This is a genomic window from Rhizobium zaerense (genome assembly GCF_051810725.1).
Lineage (GTDB): Bacteria > Pseudomonadota > Alphaproteobacteria > Rhizobiales > Rhizobiaceae > Rhizobium > Rhizobium leguminosarum_I.
In genome coordinates, this window is record NZ_JBPWQY020000004.1 from 240,952 (window position 1) to 256,657 (window position 15,706).

The window sequence follows — 15,706 nt, forward strand, 5'->3', positions numbered from 1 at the left end:
CAACCTGTCCAACGCAGATTTGATGACTTATGGGGGAGTAAACGAATGACCAGCATTCCGGGTATTGAGGTCGACGCAGACCGCGCAGAACCAAGCAATTTGCGAGCGATAGAGCAGCGGGGCTCAAAAAGCCCGCTATTCGTCGGTTTGCTGCTGATGCTCCTGCCCGTGAATGCTGGCGTTCTCATCTATACCGCCAAAAACTCGGCGGATGTTCGCGAGAGCCGCGAGACCATCGCCGCGCTTAAGAGGTCCATCGATGGCCTGAGGGGACAAATGGAAAAGCAGTCGCGCAACATCGCGGATAATGCCAAGGCTGACGAAGTCGCACTTATCCGCCAGGGGATGGATGGGCTGCAAAAGACTATGATGAACGAACGGCGAAACGACACAAGCGGTCTTCGCATGGGTTCAGCTTTGGTCCTTCGCGCACCCGGCAAGGAACCGGCACAATTTTTCGCACCCCGTGCCGCCCCAGCGGAAACTCTAACTCCGGATAGCAGTCTTGGGTCGATGGCGGCCGGGGGCATTGCAGTCAACGACCTGCCGCGTTACGAACGAACCCTTTCGCCGGAGGGCCAGCTCATCCTTCGGAAGGCACGGTAAAACAACGACTTCACCCAAAAAAGCAGTCGCTGGACGCAGCCAGAGGCGCCGCGCCGATGCTCGCAACGCGGCAAGGGCACTCTCGTCTCGATGCAGATCGCTGAAAGCCCCATCACCGCTGAGCGTAGTTCACGCTGTTCTTCATCAATTCGAGGTTACGGGCAGTGACTTCGTTTCCGGGATCAAGCTCATAGGCTTTCAGGAAATACCGTCTGGCAGTGCGCAAGTCACCGCGCAGCAGGTGAGAATATCCGATATTGTTGTAGTAGACTGGGGTGTTGCCGATCATGCGCGAGAGTTGCTGGTAGGCGCGGTCGGAGGTGTCGAAGCGGGCAACCATGTCGGCGGAGGCTGCCAAGCCTAGCCAGGCGGCCGGATCTTCCGGAAAAACGTCAACCGCTCGCTTGTAAATGGCGTAGGATTTTCCGTAGTTCTTTTCCTGAAACTGCAGTTTGCCGGTCGTTATCAACTCGTCGTTCTTATAGAAGGCGACGGCTGAGTCATCCTCGAGGGTCTTTGCACTGTCGCCATAAGCAGCCAGACCATCAACGCTAGACGACTGGCAACCAGCTAAGATCACGCCAGTCGCTATCAAAAACGCAATGCATTTAGTCCCAGCTCTGATTTGCAACATTGACAACTTGATCCCCCCATCAGACATTCTTACCCAAGACTCGGATGTGTTCACCGGAAATCATCATAAAAAAAAGCTAACAACTCAAGAATTTAAGCAAGTAGTCGCAAAAAAGCGACAGATACCGTCTTCGCGCGGAACGCGCCAAGGTGATAAATGCCAACCATTCAAAGTTGGTATCCTGTGCTCAGTGATTCTCAGCGTAGAAAATTAATCAGCGTCGCCTACCTGCTCGCCAGGTCAAAGAGGGAACGCCGCATGCGGATCGCTATTTTCACGCTGATGCGACCTGCCCCATCATTGGCTTACGCGGTAGCATCGATCTTCGTTCTCAGCATACCACTCTTGGAAAGCCACCCATCAAGTGCGTCCGCCTGATGGCTGCATATGACGGTACTTCCGGTCATGCGCGAGCCCATCTATCTGCTCTTGGCGGTACCCGGCGTTGGAATTTGGAGCGCCACGATCCTGTTGATGCTTGCATCGATTTTCGGGATTCGAGTGGCTCTGCAGCCGCAAAGACACCACCGGTCTGGATTCATCCATGCGCATATCGCGCTGATCGCGACCGGTCTAACGATGGGGCGGGCAGCAGTTGCGCAAGCCGGCTTTTCCGACTTGGCGATGCCTCAGTTTCAGCGAGGCGACTGGTCGTTCCTGCCGCTATCCCACTCCCCGCTTGGGACCTTCCTTTTCATATCCGTATTGTCGGCTTGCATTTGCTGCCATTTAACAATCATCAATCGTATAAAATCGGCATGATAGAAAAGGGGCGAACCGCCCCCGCTCAGTAACAATCGGCAGTCTCGAGGTCCTTCCGTGAGTATTGCCTGAGCAGCGTGCTGAAGGGACGAAACCAATCGCTTGGCGGCAAAGCGGCTACAAAAGCCCCTTGGCCTTGAAGTCGGCGGCGAAGGTGGCAAGCGGCATAACGAGGGTGAGCGGTTTCCCTTGCAGCGGTTCGGCGCCGTAGCCGGCATACCAATGGGCGGCGCGTTCGTTCTTGGTATCGATGATAAGCAGGATCCCGCCGCCCTCGCTGGCGAGCCGCAGGCAACGGAGCGCCGCAGCGGCGATGAACTGGCCGCCTAAACCTTTTCCCGCCACCTTTATGTCGGTTGCCAAGCGCGCGAGCTTGAAGCCTGCGACTTCATGGCGCGCGAGGCCTCTCGTCATCTTCGGAGGCACGGCCTCATGCGTAACGGCCGAAGGCGCGACTGTGTAGAATCCGAGGATGCAATCAGGTTGGGCCTTGTCGATAGCGCAGAAGGTCTTCGCCGCATTCTGCTCATGGCTCTGCCGAGCTAAGCGCCGAATGAACTCGTTCATTGCCGCATCACCACAATCGAATGCGGCCCGATCGTGCGACTTAGCGATCGGCTCTTCATGCCAGACGGGGAGGGTCACAAGGCATCCGGTAGAGCAGAGATCGCGGCTCGTAGTTTCGCGTTCGGTTTGGGCGGGTGTTCAAGCAGATCGAGGATGCGGATGAAATCGCGGCTCGAAACGGTCTCAACTTCCGCAGCCTGGATGACGGCTTCGGCTTCAGGTACGATCTTATCGAGAATGAAATCGGCCATATCCTTGTTCGAGAGGGCAGCCGCGCGCGCGATCATTGCCTTCTGCTTTGGCGGGATGCGCAGCTGGTAGCGTTCGGTTTTACTGTCCGCGGTTCTCGGCATGATTATCTCCTTGGTCTCAATGTACACATTGTATGTGTACACGAAGTTTCCTGGTTGATCGCAGCATTCAGGGCCGAAATCACACGGCGGTCTCACGTCTCATGCTCAAAGGTGGTGACGCTCATCGCTCGAAACATTGAAATCGTCAACGTTCAGACAAGCTCCAGCCTGATCCTGGATGTGACTGGCACTTGCTACGTCATTGAGCGCAATTGGCAGATTTCGACGCGCCCAAGCGGTCCGTGAGGATGAGGTTTGCGGGAACATTGCGCGAATTTGTTGCGGCTAGCCAGCGCTCAGTCGAAAAATAGGTCTTCGTCCTCACCTGCGGACCTGACGTCGCCTTAAGACCAAGCACAAAATTGAAGTTATTGGTCGCCCGGCTTCGCGCGTGAAGCTGAGATAGGAGCCAAATCGTTCGTATTCGACGTTTCGAAGGTCTTGGATCGACGCAAGAGTATCCTCGAAATCATGCCAGCACGCCTGCTTCACAATGATCTCGAATATGCGCAGGACCGCCGGGGCGAGACGTCCCTGGGCGTCGGTCGACGGCCCAATGATCTTGGCGCGGATCTCAAGAATATTGCCCATTTCATCTCCACGAACCTTAAGGAAGGTTGAACTGGTGGGACGCACCTCGTCCCGTTCGTAGATGCGCTGAAAATAACATTCATAGCTGCGATTGCGCATCGATGCGGCTTTCCACTCGCTCATCTCGATGCCGGCCTCTCGAAGAGCGCCGCACATATTCCGCCCCGAGACCCGCCACACCCGCATAAACTGACTTGCCAGCTCCAGCTTCGGGACTTCGATCAGCTGCAGCGATATCGTCGTCGACAGGAGGGGAGAAGGAACCGCAGGATCCGGGCGAGCGGCTGTGTGAGATGATCGTGCAGCCTTATCGCGAGCGGCATTTTCAACGAGCCCGACATCTTCTAGGTGGTGGATTTCATCGTAAAAAACAACGATGCCCGCAAGAAGCAAAATTGAGATCAAAAGCCCTGGCCAAAGGAGGGACCGGCGGTTCCTCGGCATTGGGAAAATCCGCTGCCAACGGGAACTTTCGCGACGAGGATCGACTGCTGATGGCACTTTATCCACGGCGCGACCTCACAAGCAAATAGGAGCGGCTGCGAGTTCGAACTCAATCAATCTCGATCCCATTTGCGATCAACCGGTGTCGGTCGGGGCACGGACCAAGCAACCCTGCTGACGCCTCCCTCTGAGATGAGCAACGGATGCGAAAAACGGTACAGTCTGTCCGACTCACCTTCGACCCAGTAATTGTGAAGTGGCGTGTATGGAGCGTCAAGCAGCAACGCTAGTTGATGGCGCTCATTCCCTAATATCCCGCGGCGGCTTTGCAATGTCGGCAGCACCGGAGCGCGTTTCAAAAGAACGAACGCACGGGTTAATCTGTGAGCAGACGACAGCCTTAGACAATGCTTTGAAGCAATGCTGTCATGCCGTCATTTGACGCGCTTGGCGCCAGGCCTCATAACGCTCTAGGGTCTGCTGGTTTGGCGGGTATACGCCTAAGGTCGATTTGCCTGACTCGATTTCCAGCTTGAGAAACTCTTCCTGCTCCTCCATCGCGACAGCTTCTTCGGCAATGTCATCGACATATTCCCGCGGAATAACGATCACCGCTTCGCTGTCGCCAAAGATGATGTCATCGGGATAAACGGCGACGCCGCCGCAGGCGATTGGCTGATTCATGTCTGAGGCATGGTGGGCAACCAGGTTCGCCGGCGCAGCCGGTCCCATGCAGTAAGTCGGGAGCCCCAGCTGCGCGACATCGGCCGTATCGCGGACGCCGCCGTCGAGCACGAGACCGGCGGCGCCACGATAGACGAGACGACGGGCGAGCATGGCGCCGATGCCGGCGACTTCCGCCAAGGAGCGGCAATCGAAGACGAGGACATGGCCGTCGGGGATCGTGTCGATGGCCTTGCGTTGTTGATTGGATGGATCCGAACTATAAGTCGAACCGTCGATATCTTCCCGTGCGGGGATATAGCGTACAGTGACCGCTGGGCCGATCATCGGCCTGCCGGCGTTCGCCAGCGGCCGCACGCCGCGAACCGCGGTATTCTTCAGGCCACGCTTCAGCAACAGAGTGCTGAGACTTGCAGAATTCGTCCGCAAAAGCTTTGCGTAAACTGATGGGTCCAAAGCCGTCATGAGAACCTCCATTGTCCGGTTGAAGCTCTAGCATAACGAGAAGATAGTTCAATAACGAATTTTATATTTCTTATTTGGACAAAGGCTGCTTGCCATCGATCGCCTTTGTCAAGATGGCGGCACCCTCCACAACCTCGCGCTTGATTGCGCGCGCCCTGTCCGGCGTCGCTTCACCAATGAACGGGACGCTGATCGTCGCGACGAGTCGACCTTCGGAATCGAAGACGGGGGCGGCAAAGGCCCGGAGGCCAAGGTTGGATTCCTGATTGTCCTCGGCGCAGCCATTGCGCCGAATTTCAACGAGTGCCTCCTTCAGCGCCTCCGGATCGGTGATCGTGTATGGCGTCTTCGACTCCAGCCCGCCGCTGCAATAGGCCTCGATGTCACCGTAGTCCGAATAGGCAAGGGCGAGCTTGCCGGCGGCGCCGACATGTTTACGCGAGCGGCTGCCGACCTTGATGAAAAGCGAATAATCGCCGGGACTGCAGGCTGCAAATATCGTCGTCATCTCGTTGCCTTCGGGGGCGGCCAGCCGGAAGGATTCGAAAATGCGGTCAGCCGCAGCCGTCAGGATCGGCCTTGCCGCCTCGATTACCGTTGCCCTGTCGGCGCCGGGCGAGATGCGCCGCGCAAGCTCGACGAATTTTGGCCCCAGTTCATAGGACGCTCCACCATTCACCCGCGCTACAAGCCCATGCGCTGCCAATGAATTGAGGATCCGATAGACGGTCGAACGCGGAACTCCAAGCTGATCAACCAGCGCGGCCAGGGAAATTCCCGTCTTCGCATCGGCAACGGCCTCAAGCAGGTGGGCGGTCTTTTCGACGACGGGTGATCCATGTTTGGGTTCAATCATGAACTTTGAATTCCAAATGAGAATTGCGATATTGACTTCGCCGGACCGAGCGGGCATGCTCAGTGGCGTGAGTGTCACATTTGACACTACGCGCTTGGCGGAGGAAGTAAAGCCATTTGGATGCCCGCTCAGGCGGTGCGCAACCGCATGGTTTTCACAAGACGGCACCGCGATGGACGGGATGCCGCTCGTTTGGATCTGGAGGAGGGATTTCATGAAGAAGATGAAGGGTATTGGCGCGCTGAGCATGGGGTTGGCATTTCTGCTGGCTCCGGCCAGCGCAATTCGCGCCGACGCTGCCTCGGATAAGCTGACGGTGGTGGTGACCGACGAACCGAAATCGCTCGATCCCTGTGATACCGACCTTTCGGGCAATTCTCGCATTCTGCACAACAACATCACCGAAGCGCTCGTCAACCTGAGTCCGGCCGACGGATCGGTCGTCCCGAGCCTTGCCACCAGCTGGCGGCAAGTGGACGAACTGACCTGGGAATTCAAGCTTCGCGACGACGTCACCTTCCACGACGGCAAGGCCTTCGATGCCAATGCCGTCGTTGCCGCTCTCAAGCGGGCGCAGGATCCGGCACTGGCCTGCGAAGTCGGACTTGCGACGTTGAAGGGCGTCAAGTTCAATGCAGAAGCGGTGAGCCCGACCACCCTCCTCATCAAAACGGATATCGTCGAGCCGATCCTGCCGAACAAGATGTCCGCCGTGGACATCGGTTCGCCGGCGACCCCGAACGACGGCAAGTCGCGCTCCCCGGCCGGAACCGGACCTTACAAGCTTGCAGCGTGGACGCCCGGGCAATCGGTCGACCTCGTGGCCTATGACGCCTATTGGGGCGACAAGCCGGCGATCAAGAACGCAACCATCATCTGGCGCGCCGAATCCGCTGTTCGCGCGGCGATGGTCGCCACTGGGGAAGCGCAGATCGCCTATGAAATAGCGCCCCAGGACGGCACGACGGAACGGGATCATGCCTTCCCCAACGCCGAAACCTCGCTGCTGAGGATCGACGCGGAAATTCCGCCGCTCAACGACCAACGCGTGCGTGAAGCCCTTAATCTTGCGATCGACCGGGACGGCCTTGTCGGCACCATCTTCCACCAGGATGCCCAAAAGGCGATGCAGGCGGTGCCGCCGTCCGTCTTCGGCTTCAATCCCGACATCCCCGTCTGGACGTATGATCCCGAAAAAGCGAAGTCCCTGCTCGCCGCGGCGAAAGCCGATGGCGTGCCGGTCGACAAGGAAATCGTCATCTACGGCCGCATCGGCATCTATCCCAATTCGTCCGAAAGCCTGGAAGCCATTCAGGCGATGCTCGCGGATGCCGGCTTCAATGCCCGGCTCGAAATGCTTGAAACGAGCCCGTGGCTGAAGAAGCTGCTGAAACCTTGGGACAAGGAACGTCAGCCGTCGATCCTGCAGACGCAGATCGACAACACCGAAGGCGATGCCGTATTTACACTGCCGAACCGTTTTACCACCGACGGCAACCAGTCGACCATCGCCGATGCCAAACTCGACGCGATGATTGCCAACGCGTCGAAGGCAACCGGCGACGAACGCGAGAAACTGTTCGAGGACGCGTTCAGCTACATCGCCGTCGATGCGATCAATATCGTCCCGCTCTTCCACATGGTCACGATTGCCCGCGTCGCCGAGAACGTCACCTATACGCCCGATGTGCAGGCCGGCAACGAGATCAAGCTTAAATCGATCAGCTATCGCTGACCGCCCGGACTGGTCGCCGAACGTCCCTTGAGGAGAGCGGATGTCCTTCACCTACTTCCTGAGACGTGCGGCCTTTGCGGCACTCGCGCTTGCAGCATTGATGACATCCGCCTTCTTCCTGGTGCGGTTGACGGGCGATCCCGTCAATCTCTACCTGCCCGTCGATGCCTCGGATGCGGCCCGCGAAGCCATGCGCGTCCGTCTCGGCCTCGATCGTTCCCTCCCGTGGCAATTCCTCGATTGGGCCGGGGACATGCTGAGCCTCGATTTCGGCACGTCGCTTTGGCACAACCGCCCGGCCATGGATGTTGTCCTTGAGGCGTTGCCGAATACACTGGCGCTCGGCGCCATTGCCTTGACCCTGGCCTTTATCGCTGCCGTCATCATTGGATCGATTGCCGCTGTGAACGCCGGCGGCTGGATCGACCGGGCTATTAACGTGCTGTCGCAGGCAGCGGCCAGCGTGCCGGATTTCTGGCTCGGGCTGATGGGCGTCCTGCTGTTTGCCGTCACCTTGCGCATTCTGCCGACATCGGGTTTCGGCGGTCCGATCTATTGGATCCTGCCGGTTGCCTGTCTTTTTGCCAGACCGTTCGGGACGCTGGTGCAGATCGTCCGCGGCTCGATGATCGAAGCACTGAACGCGACATTTGTCCGGACTGCGCGGGCCAAGGGCGCGCGCGGCGGCCGGGTGACCTTCGTGCATGCGTTGCGCAATGCCCTCCTGCCCGCGGTGACGGTGACCGGAGACCTCGCCGCCCAGTTCGCCGGTGGCGGTGGCGTCGTCGAGGTTGTTTTCGGGTTTCCCGGCATCGGCAAGCTGCTGATCGACGGCATCCTGAAGCGCGATTTCGCGATCGTCCAGGCATCGATCTTCGCGGTCGCCGTCGTCATCTTCTTCATCAACATTCTGGTCGACATGCTCTATGCATCGATCGATCCGCGCGTGAGGGTCGAATGACCAGCACGTCCGTCGACGTCCTCCCTGCCGGCGAGCGCCGAAGCCGTCGCATCTTGTGGTTCGTGCGCGCGCTCGCGGGTGACCCGATGGCGATCGCTGCGATAATCTGGCTGCTGATCGTCGTCCTTGCCATCCTTGCGGATGCATCGTCGCTGCTAGGCGGAAACCGCATTTCGCTGAAGGCGCGCAACCTGCCGCCCTTCGATTTCGGCCAGTCCTGGACGTTGTGGCTGGGCGCCGACGCCCTTGGGCGCCCGCTCCTCGTTCGCCTCATGCAGGCGGCATCGACGACCATCGGCATAGCGCTTGTGACCGTTCTGACGAGCCTGATCGGCGGAACGCTGCTCGGCGTGATCGCGGGTTACTTCGGTGGCATCATCGGCAACCTTGTTATGCGGATATGCGACATCATCCTGGGTTTCCCCACGCTGCTGGTGGCGCTCTTCGGGCTCTACCTGTTCGGTCCGAGCGTCGGCAACCTGATCATCGTGCTCGCCGTTACCCGCACGCCTGCCTATATCCGCGTCGCAAGAGCCGAAACTCTGGAAGTCCGGGAGAGGCTTTTCGTTGATGCGGCGCGCGTCTTCGGCGGCGGGCCTGTCTGGATATTGCGCAATCACATTCTCCCAAGCGTCGCTCCCACGATGCTGACGCTCGCCTCGGTCAATCTCGCCGTGGTCATGCTGTTCGAATCCGGGCTGAGCTATCTCGGTCTCGGCATCCAGCCGCCTGCCGTGAGCTGGGGTCTGATGGTGGCGCAAGGCCAGGGATATCTGTCATCCGCCTGGTGGCTGGGCTTTTTCCCCGGTCTGGCTGTGATGCTCACGACCATGTCCTTCAATCTCCTCGCCAACTGGTTCCGGATCGTCAATGACCCGTCGCAGCACTGGCGTCTTGTCAGCCGGAGGCGCTGATGGCTCTTCTCGAAGTCAAGGACTTGCAGGTCAGTTTCGATACGGCCGCGGGCCGCATTCTGGCGCTCAACGGCGTTTCCTTTTCGCTCGAGCGTGGAGAGGTCCTGGCGCTTCTCGGCGAGAGCGGCTCCGGCAAGTCGGTGACCGCATCGGCCATCATGGATCTCGTTCCCAACCCGCCGGGCGAAATCAATCAAGGATCGATTCGATTCGACGGTGTCGAGCTGTTGCAGCTCTCGCGAAACGAGCGGCGCGATCTCTGCGGCGATCGGATCGCCCTGATCTTTCAGGATGCGCTCGCAGCGCTCAACCCGGTCTACTCCGTGGGCTGGCAGATCGCAGAAATGTTCCGCATCCACGGCCGCACTCCGAAAGGTGGTGTCGAAAAAGCCGTGATCGACCTTCTGACGGCCATCGGCATTCCCGACCCTGAAAGCCGTGCCAGGCAATATCCGCATGAGTTTTCGGGCGGCATGCGCCAACGCATCATGATCGCCATGGCCGTGGCACTGGAACCGGATGTCATCATCGCAGACGAGCCGACGACGGCGCTCGACGTCACGATCCAGGCGCAGGTGGTCGATCTTTTGGAGACGATCCGCAAACGCAGCGATGCCGGCATGATCTTCATCACCCATGATCTCGGCGTCGTCGCCGAACTCGCCGATCGCGTCGCCGTCATGTATGCCGGCCGCGTCGTGGAGACCGCAAGCGTCTTCGAACTGTTCGAAGATGCCCGCCATCCTTACAGCGTTGGATTGCTTGCCTCGCAGCCGCGCATGGACACGGATGAAGACGAATTGGTGCCGATCCCCGGCTCCGCACCCAATCCTGTCGCCCTGCCTTCCGGCTGCGCATTCAGAACGCGCTGTCCACGCGCCGAAGGGCTCTGTGCCGAGGTCGTCCCCTCTCTTGAAACCGTAGGGTCGGGCCGCCAGGCCGCCTGCCACTTCCCGGTATCACCAGTATGATCGAACCTCTGCTCAAGGTCCAAAACCTCTCCCGGCACTTCGGCAGCGCCTCGGCGCCGGTGCGTGCCGTCGACGATGTCAGCTTCGAGATTGCCAAGGGAGAGACGCTCGGCCTCGTCGGCGAAAGTGGTTGCGGCAAAACCTCGCTGGTTCGGACGCTCTTGAAGCTTGGACCGGCGACAAGCGGCAGCGCTTTGCTTGACGGTGTGGACATTACGACAGCCAGTGGCCGGCGGCTGCATGAATTGCGCCGCAAGATGCAGGTCGTTTTCCAGGACCCCTACCAGTCGCTCAATCCCCGCATGCGGGTCGATCGGCTGATTTCCGAACCCTGGGCGTTGCAGCCGGGGGTCGTGCCCAAGAGCAACTGGCGTGAAGAGACGGTCAAGCTGCTCGAATCCGTCGGGCTGCGCGCCGAGCATGCGGACCGTTATCCCTCTGAATTTTCAGGCGGCCAGCGGCAGCGCCTTGGCATTGCCCGCGCTCTCGCGCTTAATCCGACACTTCTTGTCTGCGACGAGCCTGTCTCGGCCCTCGACGTCTCGGTCCAGGCGCAGGTGATCAACCTGCTGGCCGGATTGAGGCGCGAGCGCAATCTGGCGATGCTGTTCGTCGCGCATGATCTCGCCGTCGTGCGGCATGTCTCGGATCGTGTGATGGTCATGTATCTCGGCAAGATCATCGAAACGGGGCCGAAGCAATCGATCTTCAGCGCGGCGGCTCATCCCTACACGCAGGCCCTGATGTCGGCGGTCCCGACACCCGATCCGAGGCGTCGCGCGCAGCGCAAGCGCATCGTTCTGCAGGGCGATCTGCCGAGCCCCGCCAATCCGCCCAGCGGATGCCGTTTTCGAACGCGTTGCTGGAAAGCGACGTCGATCTGCGCAGAACAGGAACCTGCCCTGACCGCGCGAACGGCGGCCCCTGGTCTTCTGACCGCCTGTCATCACCCCGCCTGATTCGGACACTGCATGAGTTCCCTCGCCTTGAAGGGAGCTGAACCCAGGCCCATTATGCCAAGGTGATCGCAAAGCTGCGCGCACCGTTGCGCCGGTCAACGACGATTATTTTCCGTTCGTGTTTCCCGGTTCTTTCGTGGCTGCCCTTAGCACGCCTTCCTGCAGACCCGCCTCGTCGGCAAGAATGGCGACGGTCTCGTCCAGCAAGACGTCTTTTGCATTCTTGCGAGCATTTTCAATGGCAATATCAGCACTTAGGCTGCGCTCGCCAGCCTCCAGGCCATCATCTCCAAGATCCTCGCCATCCCCTGCTTCCGCTCGATCCTTAAACCGTTTCTCGCGAGCAGCCGCTTCTTTGCGGCGTTCGGCCTCATTGAGGGAAACAATTCCTTTCTCGCGCTGCGCCTTGAGGTCGGCAATGTCTTTTAGCAGGCGTTGGAAGTCCGGATTGCTCTCAACCCGCGCATCATGGCGGCTTTTCAATGTCGGCAGCAACGTCGTGATTGTATCGGCGGGCGTGTAGTTCGCGGGCTTGATCTCAGCCCACGGCAGGGCATTGTCATAGCTGGTCTCGCCGAAACTTGTCGGATCGGAAAGTCCTGGCAGACTGATATCTGGCGTCACGCCGTGCAACTGCGTCGTACCACCGTTGACCCGGAAAAACTGGGCAATTGTCACTTTCAGCTCCCCGAACTCGGGTTTGCTGTTGCGAACAATCTGGTCAAGATCGACGACCGTTTGAACGGTGCCTTTCCCGAAACTGGGTTCGCCGACGATCACGCCGCGACCATAATCCTGGATTGCCGCGGCAAAAATCTCCGAAGCCGAGGCCGAGCCGCGATTGATCAGGACACCCATCGGGCCCGTCCAGACAGGCGCTGCAAACTCAGCGCTTTTGACCTCGATCTTGCCATTGCTGCCACGTTGCTGAACGACCGGGCCACTGCCGATGAACAGACCGGTCAAATCAATCGCCTCGTCCAATGAACCGCCGCCATTGTTACGCAGGTCGATGAGCACGCTGTCGACCTTTTCTTGCTTCAGTTCGTCGAGAAGCTTGGCGACATCGCGGCTTGCACTTTTGTAATCCTGGTCCCCTTTGCCCTTGGCGTCGAAGTCCTCATAAAATACCGGCAGAGTGATGATCCCGATTTTACGCGTCGCGTCGCCCGCCTTAACGGACAGCACAGTCTTCCTGGCGGCCTGCTTGTCGAGACTGATTTTATCGCGGACCAGGCTGATGACCCGATGCGTGCCATCTGCTCCGGCATCTGCCGGCAGGATGTCCAGCCGCACGACGGAGTCTTTTTTCCCTCGTATCATCTGCACGACTTCATCAAGGCGCGTGCCCACCACTTCTTTGATCGCCCCATCCTTGCCTTGACCAACGCCGGTAATGCGGTCTCCGACCGCGAGCTTGCCGGACAGTTGCGCCGGCCCGCCAGGCACGAGTTCACGGATCGTCGTGTAGTCGTCGCGTTCCTGCAGTACAGCACCGATACCAAACAGCGAAAGCTTCATCGAGACATTGAAGTCGGCTGAAGCGGCCGCGCCGAAATAGTCGGTGTGCGGATCGATCGAGTTTGAATAGGCGTCCATGAACGACTGGAAAACGTCGTCGCTTTTAAACTTGTAAGCGCGCTCGAGCGTGTTTTCATAACGTTTGTCGAGCGTTTCGCGAATAGCCGCATCGGTTTTGCCGCCCAGCTTCAGCCGCAACCAGTCGCTCTTGACACGCTTGCGCCAGAGCTCATTGCTCTCGGCTTCCGACTGTGGCCACGGCGCTTTATCGCGCAGCACCGAATAATTTTCCTGCGCACTGAAATCGAAGCCCTGCTTGAGCAGGCCGCGCGCGTAGTTCATGCGGTCGACAACGCGCTGTTCATAGGCGTTGAAAATCCTAAATGGGATCTTCAAGTCCTTCCGTTCTATCGCATCGTCGATCTCGCTGCGGTCAGCCATGAACCTGTCGATATCAGTCTGCAGGAATAGCATGCGGTCCGGATCAAGTGACTTGATGAACGCATCCATGATCCTGGCCGACAGGGCGTCGTCAAGTGGAACGGGCTTGTAGCTATACCGCGAAAGAAATTGTGCGCTCAACTCTGCGGCTTGTGCCTGTCGCTTCAGCGGCGCCAAAACAGGCGGTGATGCGACTTCAGCATATGCGGACTGTGCAATTGCGAGAAATGCACCAAGGAAAACGTAGGCTATGCGCATTCAGCGTTGATCCAATTCTTAATGCCGAGTGTCGATATGCGATCTATGTGACGCAATCATGGTTTTTTGGCAACCAAGTGGCAAACGACATAGTTTGCAAAGCCGCGGAAACATACCCAGCGCGTGATCGGCGTCTCCGGAGCCGGCGCTCAATCAGCCTGGACTTCCCGCCAGGAATCGAATGTCGCAGCTTGACCGCGACGGCATCCGTTGCGGTCGACGAGATTCCAGACGACGGCTTTCTCGATGTAGAAACGCCGCCCTGACTTGGCGATGCGAAGTCCGCGATAGTCGGCGATAAAGCCATTCGTTGTTACGGCGTTCAACAAGCTCTCACGTTCGGCGCGATCGGGCGCCTCCGCCGACAGACGGGATGGCAAAGTGATGAACTCGTCCCATGAATATTCAAAACAGGCCTGGGCCGCGCGGTTTGCGTAGATAAAGCGCGGATCGGCGTCTGTGTTGTGGGCAAGGACAACTGCCGGCGACTGGTCGTAGAGCCATTCAGCACCCTCGCCTTCCGGCGCCAGACGGCGTCCCACACTTCGTTCGAAGCTTTCCGCCATCAGTGCGTAAAATTCGAGATCGTAAGACAAGTCGAGTCCGGCGTCGTTATAATCGGCAATCATCCTGCGCATCCTGGAATTGCGGCGAGAGATCCTCACTTCAAGGGCCTACAAAATCCTTTTGCGCTGCAGAAAATGCAAGCTTCAAATGCGACGCTGTAAAGCAGGGCGACCAAGACTTCAGTCGTCGTCCTGGAGGTAGCGTTCCGTAAGCCTTGCCCACATGGCCGCGCCAACCGTCAGGCTGGCATCGGCGAAGTCATATTTGGGGCTATGCAGGATGGCGGAATTCATACCGTTGCCGAGACGCAGGAAACTGCCCGGCTTGTGCTCGAGAAAGTGTGCGAAATCCTCGCTGCCGGGGATGAGCGGGCAAGTCGCGACCTTGTCTTCGCCGACCAGTTCCGCCGCCACGATCCGGGCGAAATCCGTCTCGGCACGCGAGTTGACGACCACAGGATTGCCGCGATCGTAGTCGATCTCGATCACAGCATCGTGACCCTCGGCCACAGAGCGGGCGAGCTTGGTGATGCGCTCCTGCAGGAGATCGCGAATGCGGGGCTCGAAGGAGCGCACGCTCAATGCGAGCTTGGCATATTCCGGAATGACGTTGACGGCATCGCCGGCATGGATGGTGCCGACGGTGATGACCGCCGTCTGGGTCGGATCGAGGTTGCGCGAGATGATCGTCTGTAGCGAGACGACCAGGTTGCAGGCCACGACCACGGGATCGATGGTCAGGTGCGGCCGTGAGGCATGACCGCCTTTGCCCTTGATAGTCATCTCGACGGTATCCGATGCCGCCATCATCGGGCCGGATCGCAGCAGGATGGTGCCTTCGGGAGCGCCGGGGTGGTTGTGGAGGCCAAAGATTGCGTCGAACGGAAACCGCTCGAACAGTCCGTCGGCGATCATCGCCTGGGCGCCGCTATTCTTGCCCGCCTCTTCCGCCGGCTGGAAGATCAGCGTCACCGTGCCGCTGAAGCGACGGGTGCGGGCGAGATACTCGGCCGCGCCGAGCAGCACGGTCGTGTGGCCGTCATGGCCGCAGGCATGCATCTTGCCGGGAGTGCTGCTGGCATAGGGTAGTCCGGTTTCCTCGATGATCGGCAGTGCATCCATATCGGCGCGGATGGCGATGCCTTTGCCACCCCTGCCGGCGCTGAGCCGGGCGACAACGCCGTGACCGCCGACATTGCGGGTCACTTGATAACCCCATCCTTCCAGCTTTTCGGCGACGTAACGCGCCGTCTCCGCCTCTTCGAAAGAGAGTTCCGGATGGGCATGCAGGTAGTGACGGGTCGCCCTCAGCTCCGCCTCCGTGGCTTCGAAATCGGAGAGGCGGGCATAGGCATTGTCTAGCGTGGGCATGAAAACATCCAGTCTTGATCGAAAAGAACCATTGCTCCGGCCCGGGG

General features: G+C 59.1%; 14 protein-coding genes and 2 pseudogenes. 7 read left to right on the forward strand and 9 right to left on the reverse strand.

Annotation, left to right across the window (positions count from 1 at the left end):
• The first annotated feature begins 45 nt into the window (after window positions 1–45).
• Window positions 46–606: a hypothetical protein gene (locus tag ACS4RR_RS29080; protein ID WP_260111408.1), complete on the forward strand. Its 561-nt coding sequence runs from the start codon at window positions 46–48 to the stop codon at window positions 604–606.
• A gap of 112 nt (window positions 607–718) precedes the next feature.
• Here ACS4RR_RS29080 and ACS4RR_RS29085 read toward each other — a convergent pair whose 3' ends face one another.
• Window positions 719–1,240 carry a tetratricopeptide repeat protein gene (locus ACS4RR_RS29085; protein WP_026154513.1) on the reverse strand — a complete coding sequence of 174 codons (522 nt, stop codon included), beginning with the start codon at window positions 1,238–1,240 and terminating at the stop codon, window positions 719–721.
• A gap of 258 nt (window positions 1,241–1,498) precedes the next feature.
• On the opposite strand from ACS4RR_RS29085, the pseudogene ACS4RR_RS29090 reads away from it, so the two are divergent.
• Window positions 1,499–2,002, forward strand: a pseudogene (locus tag ACS4RR_RS29090) (hypothetical protein).
• A 117-nt stretch (window positions 2,003–2,119) separates the two neighbouring features.
• Here ACS4RR_RS29090 and ACS4RR_RS29095 read toward each other — a convergent pair.
• The 5 genes and pseudogenes from ACS4RR_RS29095 to ACS4RR_RS29115 all read right to left on the reverse strand — a co-directional run bounded on the left by ACS4RR_RS29095 (window position 2,120) and on the right by ACS4RR_RS29115 (window position 5,962).
• A complete protein-coding gene (locus ACS4RR_RS29095) occupies window positions 2,120–2,647 on the reverse strand; it encodes a GNAT family N-acetyltransferase (protein WP_222385899.1) in 528 nt (175 codons plus the stop codon).
• Window positions 2,644–2,922: a type II toxin-antitoxin system TacA family antitoxin gene (locus tag ACS4RR_RS29100; protein WP_164577378.1), complete on the reverse strand. Its 279-nt coding sequence runs from the start codon at window positions 2,920–2,922 to the stop codon at window positions 2,644–2,646. The genes ACS4RR_RS29095 and ACS4RR_RS29100 overlap by 4 nt, the downstream gene beginning before the upstream one ends.
• Before the next feature lie 199 nt (window positions 2,923–3,121).
• Window positions 3,122–3,957 (reverse strand): annotated as a pseudogene (locus ACS4RR_RS29105) (DUF6030 family protein).
• A 426-nt stretch (window positions 3,958–4,383) separates the two neighbouring features.
• Window positions 4,384–5,106, reverse strand: coding sequence for a ribonuclease activity regulator RraA (locus tag ACS4RR_RS29110; RefSeq protein ID WP_017967670.1), 723 nt, complete (start codon window positions 5,104–5,106; stop codon window positions 4,384–4,386).
• A gap of 70 nt (window positions 5,107–5,176) precedes the next feature.
• Entirely contained in the window at window positions 5,177–5,962 is a 786-nt protein-coding gene (locus ACS4RR_RS29115; protein ID WP_222385897.1) for an IclR family transcriptional regulator, read from the reverse strand.
• A 214-nt stretch (window positions 5,963–6,176) separates the two neighbouring features.
• Here ACS4RR_RS29115 and ACS4RR_RS29120 point away from each other — a divergent pair, with 214 nt between their 5' ends.
• From ACS4RR_RS29120 to ACS4RR_RS29140, 5 genes are read left to right on the forward strand one after another with little or no spacing between them, the layout of a single operon-like run.
• The gene (locus tag ACS4RR_RS29120; protein ID WP_170259487.1) at window positions 6,177–7,697 is read left to right on the forward strand and encodes an ABC transporter substrate-binding protein; all 1,521 of its coding nucleotides are present in this window, start codon (window positions 6,177–6,179) and stop codon (window positions 7,695–7,697) included.
• A gap of 40 nt (window positions 7,698–7,737) precedes the next feature.
• Entirely contained in the window at window positions 7,738–8,658 is a 921-nt protein-coding gene (locus tag ACS4RR_RS29125) for an ABC transporter permease (RefSeq protein ID WP_017967673.1), read from the forward strand.
• Window positions 8,655–9,572, forward strand: a complete 918-nt coding sequence (locus ACS4RR_RS29130; RefSeq protein ID WP_260111406.1) for an ABC transporter permease — start codon at window positions 8,655–8,657, stop codon at window positions 9,570–9,572. Before ACS4RR_RS29125 ends, ACS4RR_RS29130 begins: the two co-directional genes overlap by 4 nt.
• Window positions 9,572–10,543: an ABC transporter ATP-binding protein gene (locus ACS4RR_RS29135; RefSeq protein WP_222385895.1), complete on the forward strand. Its 972-nt coding sequence runs from the start codon at window positions 9,572–9,574 to the stop codon at window positions 10,541–10,543. The genes ACS4RR_RS29130 and ACS4RR_RS29135 overlap by 1 nt, the downstream gene beginning before the upstream one ends.
• The gene (locus tag ACS4RR_RS29140) at window positions 10,540–11,502 is read left to right on the forward strand and encodes an ABC transporter ATP-binding protein (RefSeq protein WP_222385894.1); all 963 of its coding nucleotides are present in this window, start codon (window positions 10,540–10,542) and stop codon (window positions 11,500–11,502) included. Before ACS4RR_RS29135 ends, ACS4RR_RS29140 begins: the two co-directional genes overlap by 4 nt.
• Before the next feature lie 105 nt (window positions 11,503–11,607).
• Here ACS4RR_RS29140 and ACS4RR_RS29145 read toward each other — a convergent pair whose 3' ends face one another.
• The 3 genes from ACS4RR_RS29145 to ACS4RR_RS29155 form a co-directional block, all read right to left on the reverse strand.
• On the reverse strand, window positions 11,608–13,722 hold the full coding sequence (locus tag ACS4RR_RS29145; protein WP_222385893.1) for a carboxy terminal-processing peptidase: 2,115 nt from the start codon (window positions 13,720–13,722) through the stop codon (window positions 11,608–11,610).
• A gap of 149 nt (window positions 13,723–13,871) precedes the next feature.
• Window positions 13,872–14,351, reverse strand: a complete 480-nt coding sequence (locus ACS4RR_RS29150; RefSeq protein ID WP_260111405.1) for an MEKHLA domain-containing protein — start codon at window positions 14,349–14,351, stop codon at window positions 13,872–13,874.
• Between the two features lie 117 nt (window positions 14,352–14,468).
• On the reverse strand, window positions 14,469–15,659 hold the full coding sequence (locus ACS4RR_RS29155) for a M20 aminoacylase family protein (RefSeq protein ID WP_222385891.1): 1,191 nt from the start codon (window positions 15,657–15,659) through the stop codon (window positions 14,469–14,471).
• Between the last annotated feature and the right edge of the window lie 47 nt (window positions 15,660–15,706).

What these genes read in the sequence shown, in the direction of transcription:
- ACS4RR_RS29115 (WP_222385897.1), bottom strand. Translation starts at nt 5,962, where the DNA reads ATGATTGAACCCAAACATGGATCACCCGTCGTCGAAAAGACCGCCCAC.
- ACS4RR_RS29080 (WP_260111408.1), top strand. Translation starts at nt 46, where the DNA reads ATGACCAGCATTCCGGGTATTGAGGTCGACGCAGACCGCGCAGAACCA.
- ACS4RR_RS29085 (WP_026154513.1), bottom strand. Translation starts at nt 1,240, where the DNA reads ATGTTGCAAATCAGAGCTGGGACTAAATGCATTGCGTTTTTGATAGCG.
- ACS4RR_RS29150 (WP_260111405.1), bottom strand. Translation starts at nt 14,351, where the DNA reads ATGATTGCCGATTATAACGACGCCGGACTCGACTTGTCTTACGATCTC.
- ACS4RR_RS29120 (WP_170259487.1), top strand. Translation starts at nt 6,177, where the DNA reads ATGAAGAAGATGAAGGGTATTGGCGCGCTGAGCATGGGGTTGGCATTT.
- ACS4RR_RS29140 (WP_222385894.1), top strand. Translation starts at nt 10,540, where the DNA reads ATGATCGAACCTCTGCTCAAGGTCCAAAACCTCTCCCGGCACTTCGGC.
- ACS4RR_RS29125 (WP_017967673.1), top strand. Translation starts at nt 7,738, where the DNA reads ATGTCCTTCACCTACTTCCTGAGACGTGCGGCCTTTGCGGCACTCGCG.
- ACS4RR_RS29130 (WP_260111406.1), top strand. Translation starts at nt 8,655, where the DNA reads ATGACCAGCACGTCCGTCGACGTCCTCCCTGCCGGCGAGCGCCGAAGC.
- ACS4RR_RS29145 (WP_222385893.1), bottom strand. Translation starts at nt 13,722, where the DNA reads ATGCGCATAGCCTACGTTTTCCTTGGTGCATTTCTCGCAATTGCACAG.
- ACS4RR_RS29155 (WP_222385891.1), bottom strand. Translation starts at nt 15,659, where the DNA reads ATGCCCACGCTAGACAATGCCTATGCCCGCCTCTCCGATTTCGAAGCC.
- ACS4RR_RS29135 (WP_222385895.1), top strand. Translation starts at nt 9,572, where the DNA reads ATGGCTCTTCTCGAAGTCAAGGACTTGCAGGTCAGTTTCGATACGGCC.
- ACS4RR_RS29110 (WP_017967670.1), bottom strand. Translation starts at nt 5,106, where the DNA reads ATGACGGCTTTGGACCCATCAGTTTACGCAAAGCTTTTGCGGACGAAT.
- ACS4RR_RS29100 (WP_164577378.1), bottom strand. Translation starts at nt 2,922, where the DNA reads ATGCCGAGAACCGCGGACAGTAAAACCGAACGCTACCAGCTGCGCATC.